Annotated in this window: 30 protein-coding genes; 20 read left to right on the top strand and 10 right to left on the bottom strand. The window is 64.3% G+C overall.

All coding sequences use genetic code 11. The features are described 5' to 3' along the window. Positions 1–93: 93 nt before the first annotated feature. Positions 94–702, top strand: coding sequence for a guanylate kinase (gmk, locus tag EG799_RS11745; protein ID WP_407641229.1), 609 nt, complete (start codon positions 94–96; stop codon positions 700–702). Here the strand turns inward: gmk and EG799_RS11740 are convergent. Continuing rightward, positions 699–3041 (bottom strand): S8 family peptidase, encoded by a 2343-nt coding sequence (locus tag EG799_RS11740; RefSeq protein ID WP_123881414.1) that lies wholly within the window; start codon positions 3039–3041, stop codon positions 699–701. The genes gmk and EG799_RS11740 overlap by 4 nt on opposite strands. Positions 3042–3316: 275 nt before the next feature. Between EG799_RS11740 and dapD the strand changes: the two genes are divergently transcribed. The 10 genes from dapD (at position 3317) to EG799_RS11690 (ending at position 7265) form a co-directional block, all read left to right on the top strand. Then, complete coding sequence (dapD, locus tag EG799_RS11735) at positions 3317–4156, top strand: 2,3,4,5-tetrahydropyridine-2,6-dicarboxylate N-succinyltransferase (protein WP_123881412.1); 840 nt, start codon at positions 3317–3319, stop codon at positions 4154–4156. Between the two features lie 135 nt (positions 4157–4291). Next, on the top strand, positions 4292–4603 hold the full coding sequence (locus EG799_RS11730; protein ID WP_123881410.1) for a hypothetical protein: 312 nt from the start codon (positions 4292–4294) through the stop codon (positions 4601–4603). After that, complete coding sequence (locus tag EG799_RS11725) at positions 4603–4830, top strand: hypervirulence associated TUDOR domain-containing protein (RefSeq protein ID WP_123881408.1); 228 nt, start codon at positions 4603–4605, stop codon at positions 4828–4830. The genes EG799_RS11730 and EG799_RS11725 overlap by 1 nt, the downstream gene beginning before the upstream one ends. Beyond that, entirely contained in the window at positions 4830–5018 is a 189-nt protein-coding gene (locus EG799_RS11720; protein WP_123881406.1) for a DUF3008 family protein, read from the top strand. The genes EG799_RS11725 and EG799_RS11720 overlap by 1 nt, the downstream gene beginning before the upstream one ends. A gap of 5 nt (positions 5019–5023) precedes the next feature. Next, entirely contained in the window at positions 5024–5356 is a 333-nt protein-coding gene (locus EG799_RS11715) for a DUF3140 domain-containing protein (RefSeq protein ID WP_123881404.1), read from the top strand. Continuing rightward, positions 5353–5778, top strand: a complete 426-nt coding sequence (locus EG799_RS11710) for a DUF1810 domain-containing protein (protein ID WP_123881402.1) — start codon at positions 5353–5355, stop codon at positions 5776–5778. The genes EG799_RS11715 and EG799_RS11710 overlap by 4 nt, the downstream gene beginning before the upstream one ends. Positions 5779–5783: 5 nt before the next feature. Next, entirely contained in the window at positions 5784–6077 is a 294-nt protein-coding gene (locus EG799_RS11705) for a DUF427 domain-containing protein (RefSeq protein WP_123881400.1), read from the top strand. A 63-nt stretch (positions 6078–6140) separates the two neighbouring features. Continuing rightward, entirely contained in the window at positions 6141–6602 is a 462-nt protein-coding gene (locus tag EG799_RS11700) for a pyridoxamine 5'-phosphate oxidase family protein (protein WP_123881398.1), read from the top strand. Further along, positions 6599–6844, top strand: coding sequence for a DUF3253 domain-containing protein (locus EG799_RS11695; RefSeq protein ID WP_123881396.1), 246 nt, complete (start codon positions 6599–6601; stop codon positions 6842–6844). Before EG799_RS11700 ends, EG799_RS11695 begins: the two co-directional genes overlap by 4 nt. Beyond that, the gene (locus EG799_RS11690) at positions 6831–7265 is read left to right on the top strand and encodes a DoxX family protein (protein WP_123881394.1); all 435 of its coding nucleotides are present in this window, start codon (positions 6831–6833) and stop codon (positions 7263–7265) included. The genes EG799_RS11695 and EG799_RS11690 overlap by 14 nt, the downstream gene beginning before the upstream one ends. 60 nt (positions 7266–7325) lie before the next feature. Here EG799_RS11690 and EG799_RS11685 read toward each other — a convergent pair whose 3' ends face one another. Beyond that, a complete protein-coding gene (locus EG799_RS11685) occupies positions 7326–7577 on the bottom strand; it encodes an SWIB/MDM2 domain-containing protein (RefSeq protein ID WP_123881392.1) in 252 nt (83 codons plus the stop codon). A gap of 50 nt (positions 7578–7627) precedes the next feature. Then, positions 7628–8230: a YbhB/YbcL family Raf kinase inhibitor-like protein gene (locus EG799_RS11680; RefSeq protein WP_123881390.1), complete on the bottom strand. Its 603-nt coding sequence runs from the start codon at positions 8228–8230 to the stop codon at positions 7628–7630. Between the two features lie 178 nt (positions 8231–8408). Between EG799_RS11680 and EG799_RS11675 the strand changes: the two genes are divergently transcribed. Further along, positions 8409–9842: a S41 family peptidase gene (locus EG799_RS11675; RefSeq protein WP_123881388.1), complete on the top strand. Its 1434-nt coding sequence runs from the start codon at positions 8409–8411 to the stop codon at positions 9840–9842. A 25-nt stretch (positions 9843–9867) separates the two neighbouring features. Here the strand turns inward: EG799_RS11675 and EG799_RS11670 are convergent, their stop codons facing one another. Both EG799_RS11670 and EG799_RS11665 read right to left on the bottom strand, forming a co-directional pair. Continuing rightward, entirely contained in the window at positions 9868–10305 is a 438-nt protein-coding gene (locus EG799_RS11670) for a COG3650 family protein (RefSeq protein ID WP_123881386.1), read from the bottom strand. Continuing rightward, entirely contained in the window at positions 10302–10610 is a 309-nt protein-coding gene (locus tag EG799_RS11665) for a hypothetical protein (protein WP_123881384.1), read from the bottom strand. Before EG799_RS11665 ends, EG799_RS11670 begins: the two co-directional genes overlap by 4 nt. A gap of 155 nt (positions 10611–10765) precedes the next feature. On the opposite strand from EG799_RS11665, the gene EG799_RS11660 reads away from it, so the two are divergent. Further along, a complete protein-coding gene (locus tag EG799_RS11660) occupies positions 10766–11380 on the top strand; it encodes a hypothetical protein (protein ID WP_123881382.1) in 615 nt (204 codons plus the stop codon). Between the two features lie 254 nt (positions 11381–11634). Here the strand turns inward: EG799_RS11660 and EG799_RS11655 are convergent, their stop codons facing one another. Both EG799_RS11655 and EG799_RS11650 read right to left on the bottom strand, forming a co-directional pair. Continuing rightward, the gene (locus tag EG799_RS11655; protein ID WP_123881380.1) at positions 11635–12216 is read right to left on the bottom strand and encodes a fasciclin domain-containing protein; all 582 of its coding nucleotides are present in this window, start codon (positions 12214–12216) and stop codon (positions 11635–11637) included. Positions 12217–12352: 136 nt separating this feature from the next. Beyond that, a complete protein-coding gene (locus EG799_RS11650; RefSeq protein ID WP_123881377.1) occupies positions 12353–12715 on the bottom strand; it encodes a hypothetical protein in 363 nt (120 codons plus the stop codon). Positions 12716–12786: 71 nt separating this feature from the next. Here EG799_RS11650 and EG799_RS11645 point away from each other — a divergent pair, with 71 nt between their 5' ends. Beyond that, the gene (locus tag EG799_RS11645) at positions 12787–13140 is read left to right on the top strand and encodes a DUF962 domain-containing protein (RefSeq protein WP_123881375.1); all 354 of its coding nucleotides are present in this window, start codon (positions 12787–12789) and stop codon (positions 13138–13140) included. A 168-nt stretch (positions 13141–13308) separates the two neighbouring features. Here the strand turns inward: EG799_RS11645 and EG799_RS11640 are convergent, their stop codons facing one another. Beyond that, the gene (locus EG799_RS11640; protein WP_123881373.1) at positions 13309–13659 is read right to left on the bottom strand and encodes a hypothetical protein; all 351 of its coding nucleotides are present in this window, start codon (positions 13657–13659) and stop codon (positions 13309–13311) included. A 296-nt stretch (positions 13660–13955) separates the two neighbouring features. On the opposite strand from EG799_RS11640, the gene EG799_RS11635 reads away from it, so the two are divergent. From EG799_RS11635 to EG799_RS11615, 6 genes are read left to right on the top strand one after another with little or no spacing between them, the layout of a single operon-like run. Then, a complete protein-coding gene (locus tag EG799_RS11635; RefSeq protein ID WP_123881371.1) occupies positions 13956–14135 on the top strand; it encodes a hypothetical protein in 180 nt (59 codons plus the stop codon). A 56-nt stretch (positions 14136–14191) separates the two neighbouring features. Further along, on the top strand, positions 14192–14740 hold the full coding sequence (locus EG799_RS11630; RefSeq protein ID WP_158611072.1) for a response regulator transcription factor: 549 nt from the start codon (positions 14192–14194) through the stop codon (positions 14738–14740). A gap of 25 nt (positions 14741–14765) precedes the next feature. Then, entirely contained in the window at positions 14766–15134 is a 369-nt protein-coding gene (locus tag EG799_RS11625; protein ID WP_123881367.1) for a hypothetical protein, read from the top strand. 13 nt (positions 15135–15147) lie between these two features. Then, the gene (locus EG799_RS14040) at positions 15148–15660 is read left to right on the top strand and encodes a hypothetical protein (protein WP_158611071.1); all 513 of its coding nucleotides are present in this window, start codon (positions 15148–15150) and stop codon (positions 15658–15660) included. Next, positions 15657–16031: a JAB domain-containing protein gene (locus EG799_RS14035; RefSeq protein ID WP_158611070.1), complete on the top strand. Its 375-nt coding sequence runs from the start codon at positions 15657–15659 to the stop codon at positions 16029–16031. The genes EG799_RS14040 and EG799_RS14035 overlap by 4 nt, the downstream gene beginning before the upstream one ends. Next, positions 16022–16507 carry a helix-turn-helix domain-containing protein gene (locus EG799_RS11615; RefSeq protein WP_123881363.1) on the top strand — a complete coding sequence of 162 codons (486 nt, stop codon included), beginning with the start codon at positions 16022–16024 and terminating at the stop codon, positions 16505–16507. Before EG799_RS14035 ends, EG799_RS11615 begins: the two co-directional genes overlap by 10 nt. A 78-nt stretch (positions 16508–16585) precedes the next feature. On the opposite strand, the gene EG799_RS11610 is transcribed toward EG799_RS11615, so the two are convergent. Both EG799_RS11610 and thiC read right to left on the bottom strand, forming a co-directional pair. After that, a complete protein-coding gene (locus EG799_RS11610; RefSeq protein WP_123881361.1) occupies positions 16586–17026 on the bottom strand; it encodes a DUF3429 domain-containing protein in 441 nt (146 codons plus the stop codon). Between the two features lie 6 nt (positions 17027–17032). Then, positions 17033–18919 (bottom strand): phosphomethylpyrimidine synthase ThiC, encoded by a 1887-nt coding sequence (thiC, locus tag EG799_RS11605; RefSeq protein WP_123881359.1) that lies wholly within the window; start codon positions 18917–18919, stop codon positions 17033–17035. Positions 18920–18986 lie beyond the last annotated feature (67 nt).

Raw genomic sequence — 18986 nt, 5'->3', positions numbered from 1 at the left:
CGGCAAAGGCGGCCCCTCCACCCTTGATCGCATCCGTGCCATGCGCCAACTGCGCGCATGGCCGTCTTCCCTACCCTGCCCCGACGGGGACTGATGTTCATCCTTTCCTCACCCTCGGGTGCGGGCAAGACGACGATCGCCCGCAAGCTGCTCGCGGTCGAGGACAATCTGCGCATGTCGGTGTCCGTCACCACCCGTCCGATGCGCGAGGGCGAGGTCGAGGGGCGCGACTACTATTTCACCGATCCCGACACGTTCGGCGTGATGGTTCAGAAAGATGACTTCCTCGAATACGCCACCGTCTTCGGCAATTCCTACGGCACGCCCCGCGCGCACATTACCGGCGGGCTGGCCAAGGGGCGGGATTTCCTGTTCGATGTCGACTGGCAAGGCGCACAGCAGCTTTCGCAACGCGCCCGCGAGGATGTCGTGTCGGTTTTCCTGCTACCGCCGAGCCTCGCGGAACTGGAGCATCGGCTGCGCAATCGCGGAACTGACGACGAGGCGGTCATCGCCGGCCGCATGGCGCGCGCCAGTGACGAAATCAGCCATTGGGACGCCTACGATTACGTGGTGGTCAATCACGATCTGGAAGACTGTTTCGATCGCGTGCGAACGATCCTCCATGCAGAACGCCTGAAGCGCCAGCGGCAGACCGGCCTCATAGATTTCGCGCGCACGCTGGCCCGACCCGCCGGCTAGAACGCCCTCGACCAGCGCAACGCGACGCCGGCATCGTCGGGAGCCTGCGCGTAATGGCCGGGTTGTCGGCGGTAGAACACGCTCGCCGCCGCACTTCCGCCCCACAGCCAGCCGCGCCATGCCAGTTCGGATTGCAGTTCGCGCCCCGCGGGGGACAGCGACAGCGAGCGCAGGGAATATCCGGGGGTCATCGTCGCGTAATCCCAGCTACTGGGCAGCGAGAGATTGAGCGTGCCGTCGGCCACGCGCAGCGGCTGCGACAAACGCAAGGCAAGCCGGTCGGCATCCCCGAACACCCCGCTCCGCTCCATATCGAACGACCACGCCCGGCTCGTCAGCCGCGAACCCGGAGCCACGAGCGGCGCATCGGCGACGCGCGTGAATCCTTCGCGGTAGGCAGCGCCCAGGCGCCAGTCGGAGCCGATGTGCCAGCCTGCTCGGGTATCGAGAAAGACGGTGTCGCTGCCCGCCAGTCCGAACCCCTGGTGAAAACGCGCGCCGAGAACGGTATTGTCCTCGCGGTTCAACGTCACGCCGAGCGCGGCGTCGAGGTCGCCAAACCGGCGGTCAACCGCGAAGCCGAAGGCGGAGAACCCGTCGTCGATCCGGCGTCCCTCAAGCTGGGCGGAGCGGCGCATTGCGGCAGCGGACCAGATCGAACCGGTTTCCGCGCTAGCCGTCACCCCCCACGATCCGAACGTGCGGCGAAGCGCGATTGCGGTGTCGGGTTGCGAGAGCATCCCGGCGTTACCGGACGCCTCCCCCGCGATCATGAAGGCCGGGCGATCCTGCCCCTGCAACCCGGCAACCAGCCCGTCCGCGTCCTGCCGATAGCCGAAACCGACCTCGATGTCCGGCGCGACCCGCATGGCGATCCGTGCCGCCAGCACGCGGGCAGGCTCCGCTTCGTCCGTCGACAGGCGCAAGGCCCGTGCCCGCGGCGGTTCGCGACCCGTCGCATCAATGGAAAACGCCAGGCTTGCACGCGGGGAACTGGCGGCAACGCTTCGTTGCGAGCTGGCGAGCGCCCCGTGCAGACGCTGCGGCAGATCGGCACCACGCAGCGTGCCGGCGAGATCGGTGGCGAAGGCGCGGTGAAACTCGTCGGTTATCAACGCGGGAAGGGACGCCGCCGCGAAGGCATCGCCCATGGCGGGGGAGGAGACAGCGGAATTGTCGGACAGCGCCATCATCGTCGTTCCCCCCGCCAGGGCGGTCGCGCCCATCGGCTGGAAGGCGCGCGCGATATTGAGGATTCCGCGTCCGTAAACCGGATCGGACCCCGGCGCCCCGGCGTCGAACGCGCTCCGCAGCAGGATATCGGCGATGTCCTTGCCCGTCAGGTTGGGAAAGGCCTGCGCCAGCAGCGCCGCGGCTCCCGCAACCTGCGGCGCGGCAAAGCTGGTACCAGAGAACAGGTAGGCGTATCCCTCCTCGTCGACGAACAGTTCGCCGTCCTCGTAGGTGCAGCATATGCGTTCGCCGCGCGCGGTCAGGTAGTATCGCTGGTTGGTGCCGGCGCGGTTGGAAAAGTCCGAAATGACGTAGTTCTCGTCCACCGAACCCACCACGAGGACGCCGCCATTGCCGGCTGCCGTCACCTGCTCTCCGAAGGCCTCGAGATCGTCCAACCCTTCGTTTCCGGCGGCGACGACGACGAGGACGCCGGCCGATACGGCGTTGCGCACGGCGTTGCGCAACGGCGTGCCGACACCGTCCGGGCCACCCAGCGAAATGTTGATGACCTTCGCTCCGTTGGCGACCGCGTAATCCACCGAATCGGCGATGGCACCGTCGCCGAAAGAGCATTCCGTCGAGGGATCTTCGGGATTGTCCCCGCCGCAGGTGCCGGGCGTATCCGCGCGGATGGCGAGGACGGTCGAATCCCATGCCATCCCGAGAATGCCCGAGCTGTTGCGTGCCGCCGCCGCCACGAGGGCGACCAGCGTACCGTGATCGTCCGGCCCCTCGACTCCGCGTGAGCCGTAGATGTCCGTCGATGCCGACGAGATGCGCCCGGCGAACTCGGGACTGTCCTGGTCGATGCCCGTATCGACGATCCCGATCGTCACGCCCCTGCCGGTATGCCCGTCGGCCCAGGCGCTGGCGGCGTTGTGCTGGCCGGGTCCGTCGGACCGGGCGAATTCCGCAGTATTGTAGCGTGCCGGGACGTTCTCGCGAGGGAACGCCGCGGTGGTGGGCGTGGGTGTCGGCGTCGGTGTGGGTGAAGGGGTGGGCGTTGGTGTCGGTGTCGGCGTCGGCGTGGGTCTCGGAGCAACCGGGGGAACGCTGCCGATGCCGCCCCCACCTCCACCGCACGAAGCCAGAAACATCGCCATCGCGAGCGTCGCTCCTGCGCGCAATGCCAATTTCCGGCCTACCGGTTTGTCCCTTGTCACGGCGATCCCTTTGAATGTCCTTGCCGAACATCCTGCAAGAATTCGTTGTAACGACTCATGAATGCCCGCGTTCGGCCGCCCGTGTTCGCGACCCGTCCTTTCTGCTCGGGCCGCCGGATGCTCGCCGCCCCGTGCCCGGCCTTGCCTGCCATCGGCGGAGGGTTTAGCCGCGCCGTGTATCGACACTCGTGCCGCCGCCGAAGGAAGCGTCCAGAATGACACAAGACCTTGCCACCGTCATCGAACAGGCCTGGGAAGGCCGGGCCGACGTCACCCCCGCCAGCGACGACGTGCGCCGCCCGGTGGAACAGGCGATCGCTCTGCTGGACCGAGGGGAAGCCCGCGTGGCGGAGCCGGACGGGAATGGCGGATGGCGCGTCAACCAGTGGTTGAAGAAGGCGGTGCTGTTGTCGTTCCGCCTGAACGCCAACACGCTCGTCGCCGAAGGCTCGGCCGGCGCACCCGCTTTCGACAAGGTGCCGTCCAAGTTCGCCGGCTGGTCGGACGCGCAATTCGCCGAAGCCGGCTTTCGCGCCGTGCCCGGAGCCATCGCGCGGCGGGGCAGCTTCATCGGTCGCAACACCGTGCTCATGCCGAGCTTCGTCAATATCGGGGCTTACGTGGCCGAGGGCACGATGGTCGATACCTGGGCGACGGTCGGCTCCTGCGCGCAGATTGGCAGGAACGTCCATTTGTCCGGCGGGGCCGGGATCGGCGGTGTGCTCGAGCCGTTGCAGGCCGAACCCGTCATCATCGGCGACGGGGCATTCATCGGCGCGCGCAGCGAGGTAGCCGAGGGGGTGCAGGTGGGCACAGGCGCCGTCCTGTCGATGGGGGTCTATCTCGGCGCCTCGACCAAGATCGTCGACCGCGCCACCGGCGAGGTTCATCGCGGCCGTGTGCCCGACTACTCGGTTGTCGTTCCCGGATCGTTGCCGGGCAAACCGCTTCCCGACGGCTCCCCCGGCCCCGCGCTTTACTGCGCTGTCATCGTCAAGACCGTGGATGCGCAGACCCGCGCCAAGACCGGCATCAACGAGCTCCTGCGCGACTGACGCCGCGGGGTCACGGTCTTTAGGCCGTGCCTCTCCTCGGTAGCGAGGCAAGCGCCGCGCCGGTGGGCGGAACCATCGCTGTGTCCGCCCGTAACAACGGCAAGGGTCCGCAATAAGAAGAGAAAGCGGGATGAGATGAGCGAGTTGAACAACAACGAATTCGAGAACGACGAGGAACGCGTCAGCGGCGGTTCCAAGGAAAACGTCGTGCGGTGGGTTCTGGCCTTCAGCCTTCTGGCGGTCATCGTGCTGCTTTCGATCGTGTGGATCACCGGCGCGCTCACGCAAGGGGATACCGAGGAGGAAATCACCGCGACGGGCAACGTTCAGAGCAACGAAACCGGTCCGACCGACATCGACGGCGTGATCATCGACGATGGCGTCGTGGACGAGAATGCGACCGACGAGACAAAACAGGAGGATGGCCTCGAGGTCATCGAGAACTGATGAGCAATTCCAATTGCTTCCAGACCGGTCAGTACGTCAAGTGGAACTGGGGCAATGGCGAAGGCAAGGGCCAGATCAAGGAACGCTTCGAACGCGAAGTGACCCGCAAGCTGCAGGGCAGCGAGGTGACCAAGGACGGCGACGAGGACAACCCCGCCTATCTCATCAAGCAGGACGATGGTGACGAGGTGTTGAAGCGGGGTTCGGAACTAGAGGAGCAGGACTGATGCCGAAAGCGAACTCGAAGGATCAACAGATGGCCGCCAGCGCGGCCTTGTCCGCAAAACGCGGCGAAACCAAGGTGTCCGGCCTTCAGGGCGCATCGAAGGATATGTACGATTCGATGTCGGAGGAAGAACTGGACGAGATGGCCAGCACGGACCGGTCCGACCTGCCGGAAAGCAAGGACGACTAGGCGCGGTGGACGACGACGAGAAGGACAAGGTCCGTTCCGGGTTCCAGGACGCCGTGAACATGGCGCCCAAGGAACTGGAGGAATGGCTCGATACCGAAAAGTCGAAGTCCCTGGGCGATGCCGACAGCGGCGAGAGCACGGGCCACCGGTCCGGTCGGCGGATCGTCGAAATCAAGCGTACCAACAAGGACGATCTGACCGACAGTCAGTACGAACACATGCAAAAGGTCGTCGGTTACGTGAACAGGCACAAGGCGCAGAGGCCGGACGGCGATATCGAGGAAACCGACTGGCGCTACTCGCTCATGAACTGGGGCCACGACCCCTTGAAGGAGTGAGCGGAAGCGATCTCGACCGGTTCGTGAGGGCGCAGGCCGGCGTCTACGGAACTGCTCTTGCCGAATTGCGCGGCGGTGAGAAGCGTACTCACTGGATGTGGTTCGTCTTTCCGCAGATCCTCGGTCTGGGTCATAGTCAGAACGCACGGCTCTACGCCATTGCAGATGCGGAAGAAGCGCGGGCCTATCTGGATCATGAATTACTTGGCCCTCGCCTGCGCGAATGCACGGCAGCGATGCTCGCGTGGTCCGGCGAACGAACGCCCTTGCAGATTCTCGGTCCGATAGACGCGTTGAAGTTCCACAGCTCGATGACGCTGTTCGACGCGGCTTCCGGAGACGAGGCATTCAACAAGGCTCTTGATTGTTTCTACAATGGCAAGCGGGATCGGGCGACCCTCGACGCCCTGGGTGAAGGATAGCACGCGTGGGACAGGTAACGGCACGCTGGAACGGCGTGGAATTGGTACGAAGCGACGATACGATCGTCGTCGAGGGCAATCACTACTTCCCGCCCGCCGACGTCGACCGGTCACTGCTTGTCGACAGCGATACCACGACAACATGCCCGTGGAAGGGCGAGGCTAGCTATTTCTCGGTCGTGGCGAATGGCGACGTGAACACGGATGCTGCCTGGGTCTACCGCGATCCCAAACCCGATGCCGAAACCATCCGCGACCGGATCGCCTTCTGGAAAGGCGTGGACGTCAGCGCGGAATGACCGGACCGCGTCCGGTAAGCCAAATCCTATTCGACCGACGATCATGATGAAGGAACCCATCGCATGAGTGACGCCTCCCCCGACAAGAGCATGGCCGACATCGCCGAAGCGATGAAGGACATCGATTTCTGCATGTTGTGCAGCCGCGCGCCCGACGGCTCGATCGCCGGCCGTCCGATGAGCAACAACCAGGAAGTCGAGTATGAAGGGACAAGCTGGTTCTTCACCACCGACGATGCGCAAATGGTCAACGACATCGCTCGCGACAATTCGGTAGGGCTGACGTATCAGGGGTCTGCCGGCCTGAAGGGCGTCGCGGGCGCACCGGGCATGTTCATTCACGTGGAAGGCGAATGCAGGATCGTGCGCGACAAGAGCGCCTTTCGCGAACATTGGGTGAAGGATCTGGAACGCTGGTTCGAACAGGGCGTCGATACGCCGGGCCTCGTCATGCTCGAGGTCGTCGCCAAGCGAATCCATTACTGGGACGGGGAAGACGAAGGCGAGGTCAAGGTACCCGCTTGACCCCGGACCAGGCCATCCTGCGCCTGCTCGAAGAGCGCGGCGAAGGGAAAACCATCTGCCCGAGCGAAGCTGCCAGGCTCCTGACCGAAGAAGGAAGCGATTGGCGCGAGCGGATGGGCGATGTTCATGCGGCTGCCGGGCGTTTGGGTGAACATGGGCGCATCCGCACGACATGGCGGGGCGAACCTCGCGCGGTCGGCGACGGCCCTTACCGCATCGCACGGGCCGATGCACGCGGGTAGCCGAGCCAGGACCGTCTGGAGATTGCTGCTGGGCGTATTCTACGCTTATGCCGGTTATCGGCACTTAACCGATCCGGCACCGTTTCTGCGCATTACCCCGGACTGGGTTGCGTTCCCCGACTGCGTAATCGCGTGGACGGGTATCGCCGAGTTGGCTGGGAGCGCTGCGCTACTGCAACCCTGGTCGAAGCGGCTTCGCCGCGCCGGCGGAGCCGGGCTTGCCTTGTATGCCCTGTGCGTCTGGCCCGCGAACGTCAATCACATGCTGATGGATCTGGCGGCGCCGGACGGGGGCTGGGGAATGGCGTATCATGTCCCCCGCATGATAGCGCAACCGGTGCTGATCTGGCTCGCCCTGTGGACCGGCGGGATTATCGACTGGCCATTGCGGCCCAAGCGGGAAAGCCGGCGCACCAGCTGAAGGACGGGCGGGAAGCACGGATCTTCCCGCCCGCCCGGAAGCTTGCGCGCGAACGCCCGATCAGCTCATGTGCTTGGACACGGCGCCCGTCATCTTGAACATCGAGATCTGATCGTTGCCGATCACCTTGCCCAGCTTGTCGTCCGGGTTGATCTGACGCTTGTCCTTGGAATCCTGCAGATCGTTGGCCTTGATGTAATCCCACACCTTGCTCGTCACCTGAGCGCGCGTCATCGGTCCCTTGCCGACCACGTTTTCGAGCTCCGGTGTCAGATTGACGGGCTTGTTCAGCGCGTTGTTCTTGGCAGCCATTAATCGGGTATCCTTTCAGTCGTATAAGCCGGCAGGCGGTCTAGCACCGTTCAATCGGCCTCGTCCCCGTCAGCGACATCGTAATCCCCGCCTTCTTCGCGTTCGTAGGTGCCGGTCAGGATTGCGACGCCGATGACGTGGTTCTCCATCGCCTTCACCAGGTCTTCCCGCGTGGCGCCGGGCATCAAGGTCAGCGGCAGATCGAGTGCGAAGAGCTGGAACACGTAGTCGTGCGCTTCGTGGCCCGTCGGCGGATCGGGCAACAGCCATTCGGAATTGCCATAGGAATTCTTCCCCACCCGGGGCGGCACCTCGCCTTCCAGCAGCTGGCCCTTCTGGGGTTGCAGGCCCCAGACGAGCCAGTGACAGAACGGATCGGAAGCAGGCGCGTCGGGATCTTCGACGATCAGCACGAGTTCCTGCGTGCCGGAGGGCGGCGCAGTCCACTCGAGCGGAGGGGCTACCGCATCCTCCTCGTCCGCGGTGAAGCTCGGATCGAGCGGCTCGCCATTGCGGAAGGCGGCAGATGAAAGGTCGAACCCGTCGCGGCCGATCCATTCCTCCCGCCCGAGCCTCGCAACGACAAGCTTGTGATGGCCTGCGCGCACGTTCTTGAGTGCCTTGCCCAGCCAGGCGGGTACATGTTCGAGCATTCGTGAGGCTCCCGTTTACTATCGTCTCGCTTCGCTTGCGTGGGGCGATGTGACGACTGCCCCCCTGCATTGCAAGGCCGGATGGCACGACAGCGCGCCGTGCTTGCCAGTAGCTTGCCGCCCGATTACAACACCACTTCTCGGGATCGTCATCAACAATCTGAATATCGGGGGTTTTATGCGGACGTCGAAGATCGCCCTGTCGCTTGCCTGCCTTGCCATGACTGCATGCGGGGGCGGCGGCAACGGTTTCACGGGAGGCCCTTCTCCCACCCCTACGGCAACGCCCACGCCAACCCCCACCAGCGGTAGCGCGACATGCTCGCTTGCAAACCGCAAGCAGTTCGCGCTCGACGTGCTGAACGAATGGTATCTGTTCCCCGACCTGCTCGACAGCAGCGTCAATCCGGACAGCTATGCGACGGTGCAGGACTATATCGATGCTCTGGTCGCGCCGGCTCGGGCGCAGGACAAGGATCGCTACTTCACCTATCTCACCTCCATCGAGGAAGAGAATGCCTATTACGAACAGGGTGCCAGCGCCGGGTTCGGCATCCGGCTGATCTACGATACGGACAATCGCCGCCTGTTCGTCGCCGAAGCGTTCGAGAACGCTCCCGCCCTCCAGAACGGGATCGACCGGGGAACGCAGATCGTCGGGATCGGCACCTCGTCGAGCACTATTCAGTCGGTGAACAGCCTCTATGCCCTCGGCGGCGCGCGCGCGGTCTATGACGCGCTCGGTCCGAACGAGGTCGGCGTGACGCGCGTGCTCGACGTGATCGATGCGAGCGGCGTCCGGCGCCAGGTCAGCGTGACCAAGACCGAGTTCGACCTCGATCCGGTATCCGACCGCTACGGAGCGAAGATCATAAACGATGGCGGTCGGCAGGTCGGCTACGTCAATCTGCGCACCTTCATCAGCACGGCGGACCCCGATTTGCGCGCGGCGTTCGACCGGTTCCGCAATGCGGGGATAACCGAGGTGATCGTGGATCTGCGCTACAATGGCGGCGGCGCGATAAACATCGCCGAACTGTTCGGCGATCTGCTGCTTGGGGACGAGGTCGGCAACGTGTTCGAGACGATCGCTTTCCGCCCCTCGAAGTCGGATCGCAACGAAACCTACCGCATCATGGCACAGCCCCAGGCTATTGCCGCGACCCGGATCGCCTTCATCGGCACTCGCGCTACCGCATCGGCGAGCGAGTTGGTCATCAACGGAACGCAGCCCTATCTCGGGAACAACATCGCGCTGATCGGCGAGAACACCTACGGCAAGCCCGTGGGCCAGTCCGCCTTCGACCTTTCGGAGTGCGACGACCGCCTGCGCGCGGTGACTTTGCAGCTCGAGAATGCCAACGGATATGGCGGATACTACCGCGGCCTGGCCGATCACGTTCCCAATACCTGTAGCGCGCAGGATGACCTTTCCTACCAGCTGGGTGACCCGCGCGAACAGATGGTGGCGACAGCGCTCGATTTCCTGGCCGGGCGCTCCTGCACTCCGATCACCGCCGGCGCGACCACGCAGTCGGTTCGTGACCGCGGTTTGCTGACCGTGCCGCACCCCGACACCGCTGCACAGCGCGAGACCCCGGGTCTGTTCTGATCGACCGGCGCACCGGCGGGCCGCACTATGGCTCGCCGGTGTCGTCACCTTCCCGCCAGGCACAACCCAGCCGTGTTTCCCCGTCAATCTGAAGCGTAGCCGTGAAGGGATAGGTGCGTTCGCTCATCTGGTCGGAACACCGACCGGGGGTGATCATCAGATCGACCGGCGCACCACGGTGCGTCCCGCTGTAGGAGACGCCTCCCCGCCCGGCGAAACGCTCGACCGCGATTCTGTCCCCGTCGATGTTCTCGGGCGTGGCGTAGGTAAAGGTGCCGTCCGCGACGGTCCCGTTCCAGAACGGCTCGGTCCCGATGAGGTGGATCGTCGCATCCTGCGAAATCCCGGCATAGGGCCGGCTGTCGGACGTATCCCCGGGCGCGCCCCCGGCCTCCCCCGATTGACACGCCGCGAGTAACAGCGGCCCGCCGGTCAGCGCGAGGATGGTGCGCAGCGAAATCATCGGCGGCCCTTCCCCAACCGGCGGCGATTGGCTTCGACCGGACGTGCATAGTGCGCCATCGCCTGGGAGACGAGTTCCGCAGGCCCCGCCATGGCTATCATGCCAGGCAGCAGGGCGAGGCCGAGCGTGGCGTTTGCTTCGACCTTTTCGCTCACCATTCGGTGCGCTTCGCGTTCGGCCAGCCGTCCACCCTGCGCGAGGCGCATCGATCGCAGCCACACCACGGTTCCTGCAGCAGCCCAGAGACGCCACCCTTCCATCGAGAGCGCGAAGATATCGTCGAAAGGATTGGTATGATCGGTCATGAACCATCGATAGCCCTTTTTCAGTCATTTGTGCAGCCGGTTTCCGCTGTTCCCCTTCCCATTGGAGCGCGGCCACCAAAGCATGGTTTCCGGAACCTTGACGCGCGGCAAGGCGTTGATCGGACAAGCAAACATTCGAAGTTCTGGAGTATCCGATGAAGTTTTCGCCCTGGATTTTGGGCGCCGCTGCCCTTGTGCCCGTAATGGGCGCTTATGCCGGCGCGAATGTGGGCACCGATCCGATCGGACCCGGCGCCGACGTGACCGCGGCTCTCCCCGCATCGTCAGCCAGCGTCCGCGATGCGGCTCCGGTGACGCACGAGCGGTTGCCCGACCATTACGCCATGGAAACCCCGGAAGGGCGCGTCGAAGTGGCAGATCTGGCCTGGCGGGGCCGCTATCGCGATCATTCGATTTCGCGATACGATCCGGAACGCGTCTCGTTCGACGAAGCCGATTTCGACAGGCGCATGGCAAGCCTCGACGCACGCTGGCAGGGCGATGATCTCGATGCGCGGGCCGCCGCCTCGCTGGATGTGCGCCAACCCGACATGCCCTATCCTCCTCGTTTCGAAGAAGCGCCGCATTTCAGCGAAATGGCCCGCGCGCGGACGGGAGAGGCGGCTGCGGTGCCTCCGGCGAACCTCGAACAACCCGTCGAGATCCCGTCCGATATGGCGGTAAGTGAGCCCATGACGATCAAGGCAGAAAACAGGCAGCGTGTTCGGCCGCGCACCGTCGATGTCGCGGCGCAACTGGCGGTTCGCTGAGCGAAAAATCAAGATCGTCATGAAAAAACCTTCCGCATTCCAGCAATGCGGAAGGTTTTTCGTTGTCAGGTCCACCGCAGACTCGTCGGTCAGGAGGGACGGGCCGTCGCAACCGTGACGCACGGAACGCGCTGGTCCCCCCTTCCGCTGAGGGTCGTGGCTGCGCTGGACGGCAATCGACGCGAAAAAGGCGGCCTCCTTGCGGAAGCCGCCTTCCTCGGATTGGCGTGAACGCCAGAAGACAAGGGTATCGCTTACTGGGGCATCAACACGGCATCGATAGCGTGGATAACGCCGTTCGAGGCATCGATATCCGTCTGCGTGACCGTTGCCGTCCCGCCGGTCGCATCCGTCAGGATGACATTGCCGCCGTCCATCGTCGCGGTCAGCGTGCCACCACCCAGCGTCTCGATCTCGTAGCCGGCGTCCCCTGCATCGGTAATGGCCTGGGTCAGGGCCTGCGAGGTCACGTCGCCATTGACCACATGGTACTTGAGAATCGTGGCAAGCTGATCGGTGTTGTTCGTCGTCAGATCTTCCACCGTGCCATCCGGTAGAGCGTCGAACGCGGAGTTTGTGGGGGCGAACACCGTGTAGGGGCCGGGGCCGGACAGCGTTTCGCCAAGGTTCGCGGCATTCACTGCCGCGACGAGCGTCGAGAAATCCGGATTGCCTTGTGCAATTTCGACCAGTGTGCCGTCCGCCATGGCGGTGTCGTTCGCCATGGTATCGGCCATGGCCGTATCTTCGGTCACCGGCTCGTCGGCCGCGGTATCGCCGCATGCTGCGAGAGCAAGGGCGGCGGATGAAGTCAGGGCTATTGCGAGCTTGTTCATAAATCACGTCCTGTAAGAGTGGGCGAACGCAGGCGCGCCGGGTGCATCCCATCGGCGCCATCGGTTCACCTGGTGAACGAGCCGTTCGCGGCGCTTGTTCCGATTATGGCCAAAACATGGCCTAAAGACCGTAGCCCTACGCGCTCTCGGCGCCCTGCTCGCGGACCAGATCCTCCTGCCGATCCATGCTTGCGCGCATTTCGCGGGCCTGAAGGTGGAGGGCCTTGGACGAGATGCCGATTTCCCGGCTCGACTGGAAGAAGCCCAGCACCAGCCACAGGAACGCCAGCGGGCTGGACACGCCGCCCAGGAAATCACCCAGCTCGTTCAACCTCAGATCCACCGGGTTCTGCCCTTGCGCCATCAGATAGCCGACCAGCCCGGCGACGTAGAGCGCGCTCAGTGCCAGCCCGATGCGCGGCAGGTGCTTGCGCTGCCGTTCCCGATCGTCGAGCACCCTTGCGAGCGCTTCCGCCTCCATCGCCTGCCTGTCCGTCATCACCGCCCCCTCCTCTCGCCCCCTACCACGCCCCTTGCCATCGCGCGATGGCGAAGGCAGCATGACGGTCGATGAGCGAGCGATCCGCCTCCTTCGCCGAGTTCTGGCCCAGCTACCTGCGCGACCATGCGCTCCCCCGCACGCGGGCGCTGCACTATGTGGGCACCACGCTCGTCATCGCTGTGGCGGTGTTCGCGGTGGCGAGCGGGCGATGGTGGTGGCTGCTCGCCATGCCGGTGGCAGGCTACCTGTTCGCCTGGATCGCCCACTTCGCGGTAGAGCGCAACCGGCCGGCCACCTTCACCCATCCGTGGTGGAGCCTGATCGCCGACTTCCGCATGTACGGACTATGGCTGACCGGCAGGCTCGCGTCCGAGCTGGAGCGCGCCGGCATCCCCCCGCGCCCGGTGCCGCCGGAGGTGTGACAGGCGGCACACGGTCCGGGTCCGAAACCCGCGATCCGTTACCTTCCCCCGCAAGGTTGTCACCTTCCCCCGCCAGATCGTTACCGTCCATGCCAGACTGTCACCCTCGCCCCCCGCGAGTGTGACCCGCGCGCTAACCCAGAACGTCACCCTGCCGCCCGCTCGTCGTTACCCTTCCCGCCCCGATCCGTCACCCGGCCGCCCCGACCGCTCCTCGCCCCGGCACGAGGCCCGCGGTCGCCGGTCGAGCACCGGATGTACCACGCGCCGCCGCAGCCGCGCGACCTCGCGCATCTGCCGCCAGTCATGGAGTGCCACCTCCCATGCCTGCGCAAATTGCGGAGCGCGCGCGCGCAGGGAATAGGCCGACTTGCGGCTCATCCCCACGGCGGCGGCGGCACGCGTCGCATTGCCGCCGAGCGCGAGGTGCCTGAGGAACGCGGCGGCCTTAACTCCTGTCCAGCGGCTGTTGTCACGGGCGGCGGAGGACGCGCCAGGCGCGGATGCGGTCATGCTCATGCCATCCGGCAAGGCACGGCGGCAGGGATGTAGGAAAGCGAATGACGGTTGCTCAAGCCGAAACATGATCGGCGGAGGACTGGACAGACGTGACCAAGTATGACGTTTTCAAAACGCATTCAAATTATCACACCAGAATTTTTCTTCGCGAAGCACTTACTTAGCCGCTCCATGCGTACAAATGTTTCAGTCGCCCAATAAGTATTTTTCCGGTTTCTTCACCGGTTTACCCTCACAGTCCGATCCGCTAACCGTTTCGATGGGGTCGAACGGACGAATTGGGAAGGGATCACCTATTGGCTAGAATCATCAAACTCGATTGCGAGGAACAGCACCAGACCGACGCGAAGCGGCTTCTGGCTTGTCTCGAAGAGTCGCGCGAGCTGGCCGAAGGACTGGGCCTGTCGATTGCCGCAGCCTATGTGATCCAGGCTAGCGAAAATGCGAAGAACAAGCTCGGACTGAGAGACACTTGATTTTTTGAGAAACTTACCGATGGCAAGGTCCCATGTCACTTGTCACTGAGATAGCAATGGCCGACGCGCCCACGATCGAGCTCACGAAGCGCCAGAGGCAGGTCGCCGATCTGCTTTCGCGGCATTTCGGTCTGAAGGAGATCGCGCTCGAACTCGGCATTGCGGTCTCCACCGTCAGCGATCACGTCGCTGCGCTCAAACGCATCTTCGATGCCACTTCACACGCGGAAATCGTCTCCGGCTATCTGGCGCTAACTGCCGGAATCGCGCCCGATGATGGCCCGGAAAAACGGTCGCGTCACTTTTTCCGGATAACCGAATCGTCGTCTTCGGGATCACAAGCGGTCCCGGACGATCCGGGCAAGCTGGGGTTCGGCGACGGGGCGGATTATCCGCTCGAATGGCCAACCCTGGCGGAACCACAGGTCGTTCCGAGGTTGCTCGACGGTAACAATGCCACCACCTGGCGCCTCGCTGTCATCGCGTGCGGTGTATTCGGACTGGTAGCCGGTCTGGTTCTTGCCATCAGCGCGACGATCAGCGTGAGCCAGATGGTCAACGGCAGCGAACCCGACCTCGCGTTACGAGAACACTCCGCCACCTGAGCCATGGCGGACGAAAGGTCCGCAAATGAATACCAAACTTACCGATTCCGCTCGCAATCATGCCATCCGCGATGCCGCCTCGATCCGCCAGCAGCTTCGCGTCACGGAGGCGCTGAACGACGAAACGCTCTTCAATGCACTGGAATTGGGCAAGCGCATGCTGACCGCGCGTCGCAATCCCGCCGTCGCACCGCATACGGGCCAGGCTGCTCTGATCCGCCTGGTCGAAGCACAGCGAAAGATCCTGTCCGGCTCGACCGACCTTTTCCGCGTCCATGATGAACTGAGCAAGGTCGGGATAGAGGTTGGCGTACTCGACGAGAATGGCTCGACCCCGCAATCTGGATTCTCGGAAAACACCGAAGTCGCTGATTTCACAGCTGCCGACGCTTGATTGTCGCGAGCCGGTGACCGACAGGCGCGGGATGGTCGCAGAATTTTTCCGTTACAAGGAAGAACTTCAATTCGCCGTCCTTCTGGTCACCGCGCTCGCAGCATGGCGCTGGGGTGCCGGTCCCGAGCGCGCAAGCATTGCCGTCGTCCTCGTGGTGTTTGGTCTCGGAGACGCTATCAACCACTGGCTCTCCCACAGCGGACCCCGGTTCACGACAATCGAGGAGGGGCATCTCCTGCTCGACATGGTCGCTTTCATTCTCTTCGGCGCAATCGCGCTGCTGGCCAACAGGGTCTATCCGTTATGTCTGACTGCCCTGCAGGGGCTCGTCCTGCTCATTCATTTCGCGGTTGGTCTGTCGACGACGGCGCCGCTTGCCTACTCGATCCTTTCCCTGGCACCATCGTATTTGCTGACACTCACGTTGGTCGCGGGGATGATCGCGCACTGGCGGCGCCGCCGGCGCTACGGTCCCTATCGTTCCTGGCGACGCGATTTCGAGGTTTGGCTGGCCCGACGAGGATGACGCCGGCCGGAGAGGCGGCGTTTCGCGAGTGCCATGCCCTGTTGTCCGACGACGGACAGGAGCGACTCGCGGGTGTTTTCCTTCGCGAGAACGAACTCCTGCGCGCGGAAGTGCTCGCTGCGGGTGATCGAAGCTTCGTCTCGCTGCGAATGCGACCGATAGCCGAACGCGCGCTCGCCTGCGGGGCCGACAGGCTCGTCATCGCTCACAATCACCCATCGGGCGATCCGCGCCCCAGCGCCGAGGATTCGGAATCGACGCGCCGCCTTGGCAAGATTTGCGCGGCGCTCGACATCGAACTGGTCGACCATCTCATCTTTGCGCCGCCGCGAGTCTGCAGCATGCGCACGGGAGCGACGTCATGGCTGTAGAAAAAGGGTTTGATCGGCAAAGCCTCAAGCAGATCGTGCAGATCGCCAGCACACTGCTCGCCGAGAAACCGGCCAACGATCAGGAACCATGCACCGGAAAAGCAAGACGCCGTTCCAAGCCCGCCTACGATCGTGATGCCCTCGCGAAGATCGCCGAAAGGGAATATCGTGCTCGTCGCGAGCGAGCCGTTTATTTCCCGCAGGACTTCCTCGCCGAACCGGTATGGGATGTCTTGCTCGATCTCTATGTCCAGAACCGGAAGGGAAAACCGGTTTCGGTTACCAGCGCCTGTGCGGCAGCGTGCGTTCCGCAAACCACGGCGCTGCGCTGGCTCAATGTTCTGGAAGAAGAGGGTTTCACGGTCATCGAAGCGGATATCAGCGATCGTCGGCGCCGGTTCGTCAGGCTCAGCGAGAAGGGCCGTACCTCGCTGGAGGGCTATCTCGCGTCTCGCATGGTTTCCCGCGACTGGTAGACGACGCCATAGCCTCGCGCGGGCGGTGTTTCATTTCTACCCGGCGCGGGTTGCCGCGCGTAGCGCGCGCCTTACTCCTCAGACGACCCCGCATAGCAGCGTTGCGATTCCCAGCCCCACCGATAGCGGCCAGCGCAGGCTCATCCACCAGTCGGGCGCCAGCGGGCGCAGCTTGCGGTCCACCAGCGGCGTCAGGAGGATCGCGATGCCCAGCACGATGAGCGAGGGGCCGGGCCACTCGGCTCCGAACACCCAGGGGGTATAGGTGGCAAGGGCAATCAGGCTCGGGAGGACGGCGGCGATCCACACCCAGCCGTCAACCCGCTCTACGCCACGCGCGGCCAGTCCCCACCACATTCCGCCGAGAAAGCTGAAGATGAGCGCGGCGTATCCCCAGGCGAGCGCTAGCGCCGCGAAGCGCCAGTAATCGCCTCCCACCGCCAGCACAAACAGGAGCGTCCACTGCGGCAGTAATCCGGCGACGCCGAGCCAGCGGGGCCAGGGGGGAATACGGCTCATCGAAGGTCAGTCATGCTCACGGTCACCCTGCCCGATGTATAGCTCGCGCCCGGTTTCCTCGTAGACGCGGCTCATCTCCTCCATCCCCTCGCGCGCTTCTTCGGCCTCTTGCGGAGAAGTCTCGCGCTTGATGTTCTCGCTCGCCAGATAGCTGTCCGAGTTCTGCCTGGCCGCGAAGTCGCGCACTTCCTGCGTGATCTTCATCGAGCAGAACTTCGGGCCGCACATCGAGCAGAAATGCGCGGTCTTGGCGCCTTCCGCGGGGAGGGTCTGGTCGTGGTATTGCTCGGCGGTGTCGGGGTCGAGCGACAGGTTGAACTGGTCGCGCCAGCGGAATTCGAAGCGGGCGCGGCTCAGCGCATCGTCGCGGACCTTGGCCGCCGGGTGCCCCTTGGCAAGGTCGGCGGCGTGGGCGGCGAGCTTGTAGGTGACGACGCCCACCTTCACATCGTCGCGGTCGGGCAGGCCCAGGTGTTCCTTGGGCGTGACGTAGCAGAGCATGGCGGTGCCGTACCAGCCGATCTGCGCCGCGCCGATGCCGCTGGTGATGTGGTCGTAACCCGGCGCGATATCGGTGACGAGCGGGCCGAGCGTGTAGAACGGCGCCTCGCCGCAGGCCTCGAGCTGCTTGTCCATGTTCTCCTTGATCTTGTGCATCGGCACGTGGCCGGGGCCTTCGATCATCACCTGCACGTCCTGCTCCCAAGCGCGCTTGGTCAGCTCGCCCAGCGTGTAGAGCTCGGCGAACTGCGCCTCGTCATTGGCGTCGGCGATGGAGCCGGGGCGCAGGCCGTCGCCCAGCGAGTAGGCGATGTCGTAGGCCTTCATGATCTCGGTGATCTCGTCGAAGCGCTCGTAGAGGAAACTCTCCTTGTGATGCGCGAGGCACCATTTCGCCATGATCGAGCCGCCGCGGCTGACGATGCCGGTGACGCGTTTGGCGGTCATCGGGACATAGGGCAGGCGCACGCCGGCGTGGATGGTGAAATAGTCGACGCCCTGCTCGGCCTGCTCGATCAGCGTGTCGCGGAAGATCTCCCACGTCAGGTCTTCCGCGATGCCGCCAACCTTTTCGAGCGCCTGATAGATGGGCACGGTGCCGATGGGGACGGGCGAGTTGCGGATGATCCATTCGCGCGTGTCGTGGATGTTGCGCCCCGTGCTGAGGTCCATCACGGTGTCCGCGCCCCAGCGGATCGACCAGACCATCTTGTCGACCTCACTCGCGACGTCGCTGGCGACGGCGGAATTGCCGATATTGGCGTTGATCTTGACCAGGAAGTTGCGCCCGATCGCCATCGGCTCGCATTCCGGGTGGTTGACGTTGGAGGGGATGATCGCCCGGCCCCGAGCGACCTCGTCGCGGACGAATTCGGGCGTCACGTATTCGGGGATCGCCGCGCCCCAGCTGTTGCCATCGGGCGCTTCGCGCAGCTTCTCGCGGCCGAGATTCTCGCGCTCCGCCACGTATTCCATCTCGGGCGTGACGATGCCGCGCTTCGCGTAGTGCATCTGGCTGAGGTTCGCGCCAGGCTTTGCGCGCAACACCGTTTTCGCGACGTTGGGAAAGGCGGGGACGCCGCCCGAGCGGTCGGGGCCGAACTGGCCGTTATCCTCCGGCTTCACGTCGCGCGCGGCGTATTCCTCGACATCGCCGCGGGCAAGCTGCCATTCGCGGCGCAATGGCGGCAGACCGGCGTGGATGTCGATGGCGGCAGCGGGATCGGTGTAGGGGCCGGAGGTGTCATAGACGCGCACCGGCGGTTCGCCGGAGCCCGGTTCGAGGTCGATCTCGCGCATGGCGACCTTGCGCGGGCCGACATGGATCTTGCGACTGCCGCGAATGGCGCCGGTGGTGACGCCGATTTCCAGCTTGCTGTTGATGTCGGCCATTGCGGTTCTCTCCTCGTGGCGGAAAGAGTGGTTGCAGGCGCGATACGTCCGCCACTCCCTCCGCCGA

Source organism: Aurantiacibacter spongiae (assembly GCF_003815535.1).
Lineage (GTDB): Bacteria > Pseudomonadota > Alphaproteobacteria > Sphingomonadales > Sphingomonadaceae > Alteraurantiacibacter > Alteraurantiacibacter spongiae.
Note: the sequence above shows the minus strand (reverse complement) of the source record. Positions and strands in the feature narration are given on the sequence as shown.

Bases quoted from the DNA above. Each gene is read 5' to 3' on its own strand.
- dapD (WP_123881412.1), top strand. From the start codon at position 3,317: ATGACACAAGACCTTGCCACCGTCATCGAACAGGCCTGGGAAGGCCGG.
- EG799_RS11725 (WP_123881408.1), top strand. From the start codon at position 4,603: ATGAGCAATTCCAATTGCTTCCAGACCGGTCAGTACGTCAAGTGGAAC.
- EG799_RS11610 (WP_123881361.1), bottom strand. From the start codon at position 17,026: ATGAGCCGTATTCCCCCCTGGCCCCGCTGGCTCGGCGTCGCCGGATTA.
- EG799_RS11625 (WP_123881367.1), top strand. From the start codon at position 14,766: ATGAATACCAAACTTACCGATTCCGCTCGCAATCATGCCATCCGCGAT.
- EG799_RS11730 (WP_123881410.1), top strand. From the start codon at position 4,292: ATGAGCGAGTTGAACAACAACGAATTCGAGAACGACGAGGAACGCGTC.
- gmk (WP_407641229.1), top strand. From the start codon at position 94: ATGTTCATCCTTTCCTCACCCTCGGGTGCGGGCAAGACGACGATCGCC.
- thiC (WP_123881359.1), bottom strand. From the start codon at position 18,919: ATGGCCGACATCAACAGCAAGCTGGAAATCGGCGTCACCACCGGCGCC.
- EG799_RS11680 (WP_123881390.1), bottom strand. From the start codon at position 8,230: ATGCTCGAACATGTACCCGCCTGGCTGGGCAAGGCACTCAAGAACGTG.
- EG799_RS11675 (WP_123881388.1), top strand. From the start codon at position 8,409: ATGCGGACGTCGAAGATCGCCCTGTCGCTTGCCTGCCTTGCCATGACT.
- EG799_RS11660 (WP_123881382.1), top strand. From the start codon at position 10,766: ATGAAGTTTTCGCCCTGGATTTTGGGCGCCGCTGCCCTTGTGCCCGTA.
- EG799_RS14035 (WP_158611070.1), top strand. From the start codon at position 15,657: ATGACGCCGGCCGGAGAGGCGGCGTTTCGCGAGTGCCATGCCCTGTTG.
- EG799_RS11645 (WP_123881375.1), top strand. From the start codon at position 12,787: ATGAGCGAGCGATCCGCCTCCTTCGCCGAGTTCTGGCCCAGCTACCTG.
- EG799_RS11740 (WP_123881414.1), bottom strand. From the start codon at position 3,041: ATGGCGATGTTTCTGGCTTCGTGCGGTGGAGGTGGGGGCGGCATCGGC.
- EG799_RS11640 (WP_123881373.1), bottom strand. From the start codon at position 13,659: ATGAGCATGACCGCATCCGCGCCTGGCGCGTCCTCCGCCGCCCGTGAC.
- EG799_RS11690 (WP_123881394.1), top strand. From the start codon at position 6,831: ATGCACGCGGGTAGCCGAGCCAGGACCGTCTGGAGATTGCTGCTGGGC.
- EG799_RS11665 (WP_123881384.1), bottom strand. From the start codon at position 10,610: ATGACCGATCATACCAATCCTTTCGACGATATCTTCGCGCTCTCGATG.
- EG799_RS11615 (WP_123881363.1), top strand. From the start codon at position 16,022: ATGGCTGTAGAAAAAGGGTTTGATCGGCAAAGCCTCAAGCAGATCGTG.
- EG799_RS11630 (WP_158611072.1), top strand. From the start codon at position 14,192: ATGGCCGACGCGCCCACGATCGAGCTCACGAAGCGCCAGAGGCAGGTC.
- EG799_RS11700 (WP_123881398.1), top strand. From the start codon at position 6,141: ATGAGTGACGCCTCCCCCGACAAGAGCATGGCCGACATCGCCGAAGCG.
- EG799_RS11655 (WP_123881380.1), bottom strand. From the start codon at position 12,216: ATGAACAAGCTCGCAATAGCCCTGACTTCATCCGCCGCCCTTGCTCTC.
- EG799_RS11720 (WP_123881406.1), top strand. From the start codon at position 4,830: ATGCCGAAAGCGAACTCGAAGGATCAACAGATGGCCGCCAGCGCGGCC.
- EG799_RS11670 (WP_123881386.1), bottom strand. From the start codon at position 10,305: ATGATTTCGCTGCGCACCATCCTCGCGCTGACCGGCGGGCCGCTGTTA.
- EG799_RS11650 (WP_123881377.1), bottom strand. From the start codon at position 12,715: ATGACGGACAGGCAGGCGATGGAGGCGGAAGCGCTCGCAAGGGTGCTC.
- EG799_RS11685 (WP_123881392.1), bottom strand. From the start codon at position 7,577: ATGGCTGCCAAGAACAACGCGCTGAACAAGCCCGTCAATCTGACACCG.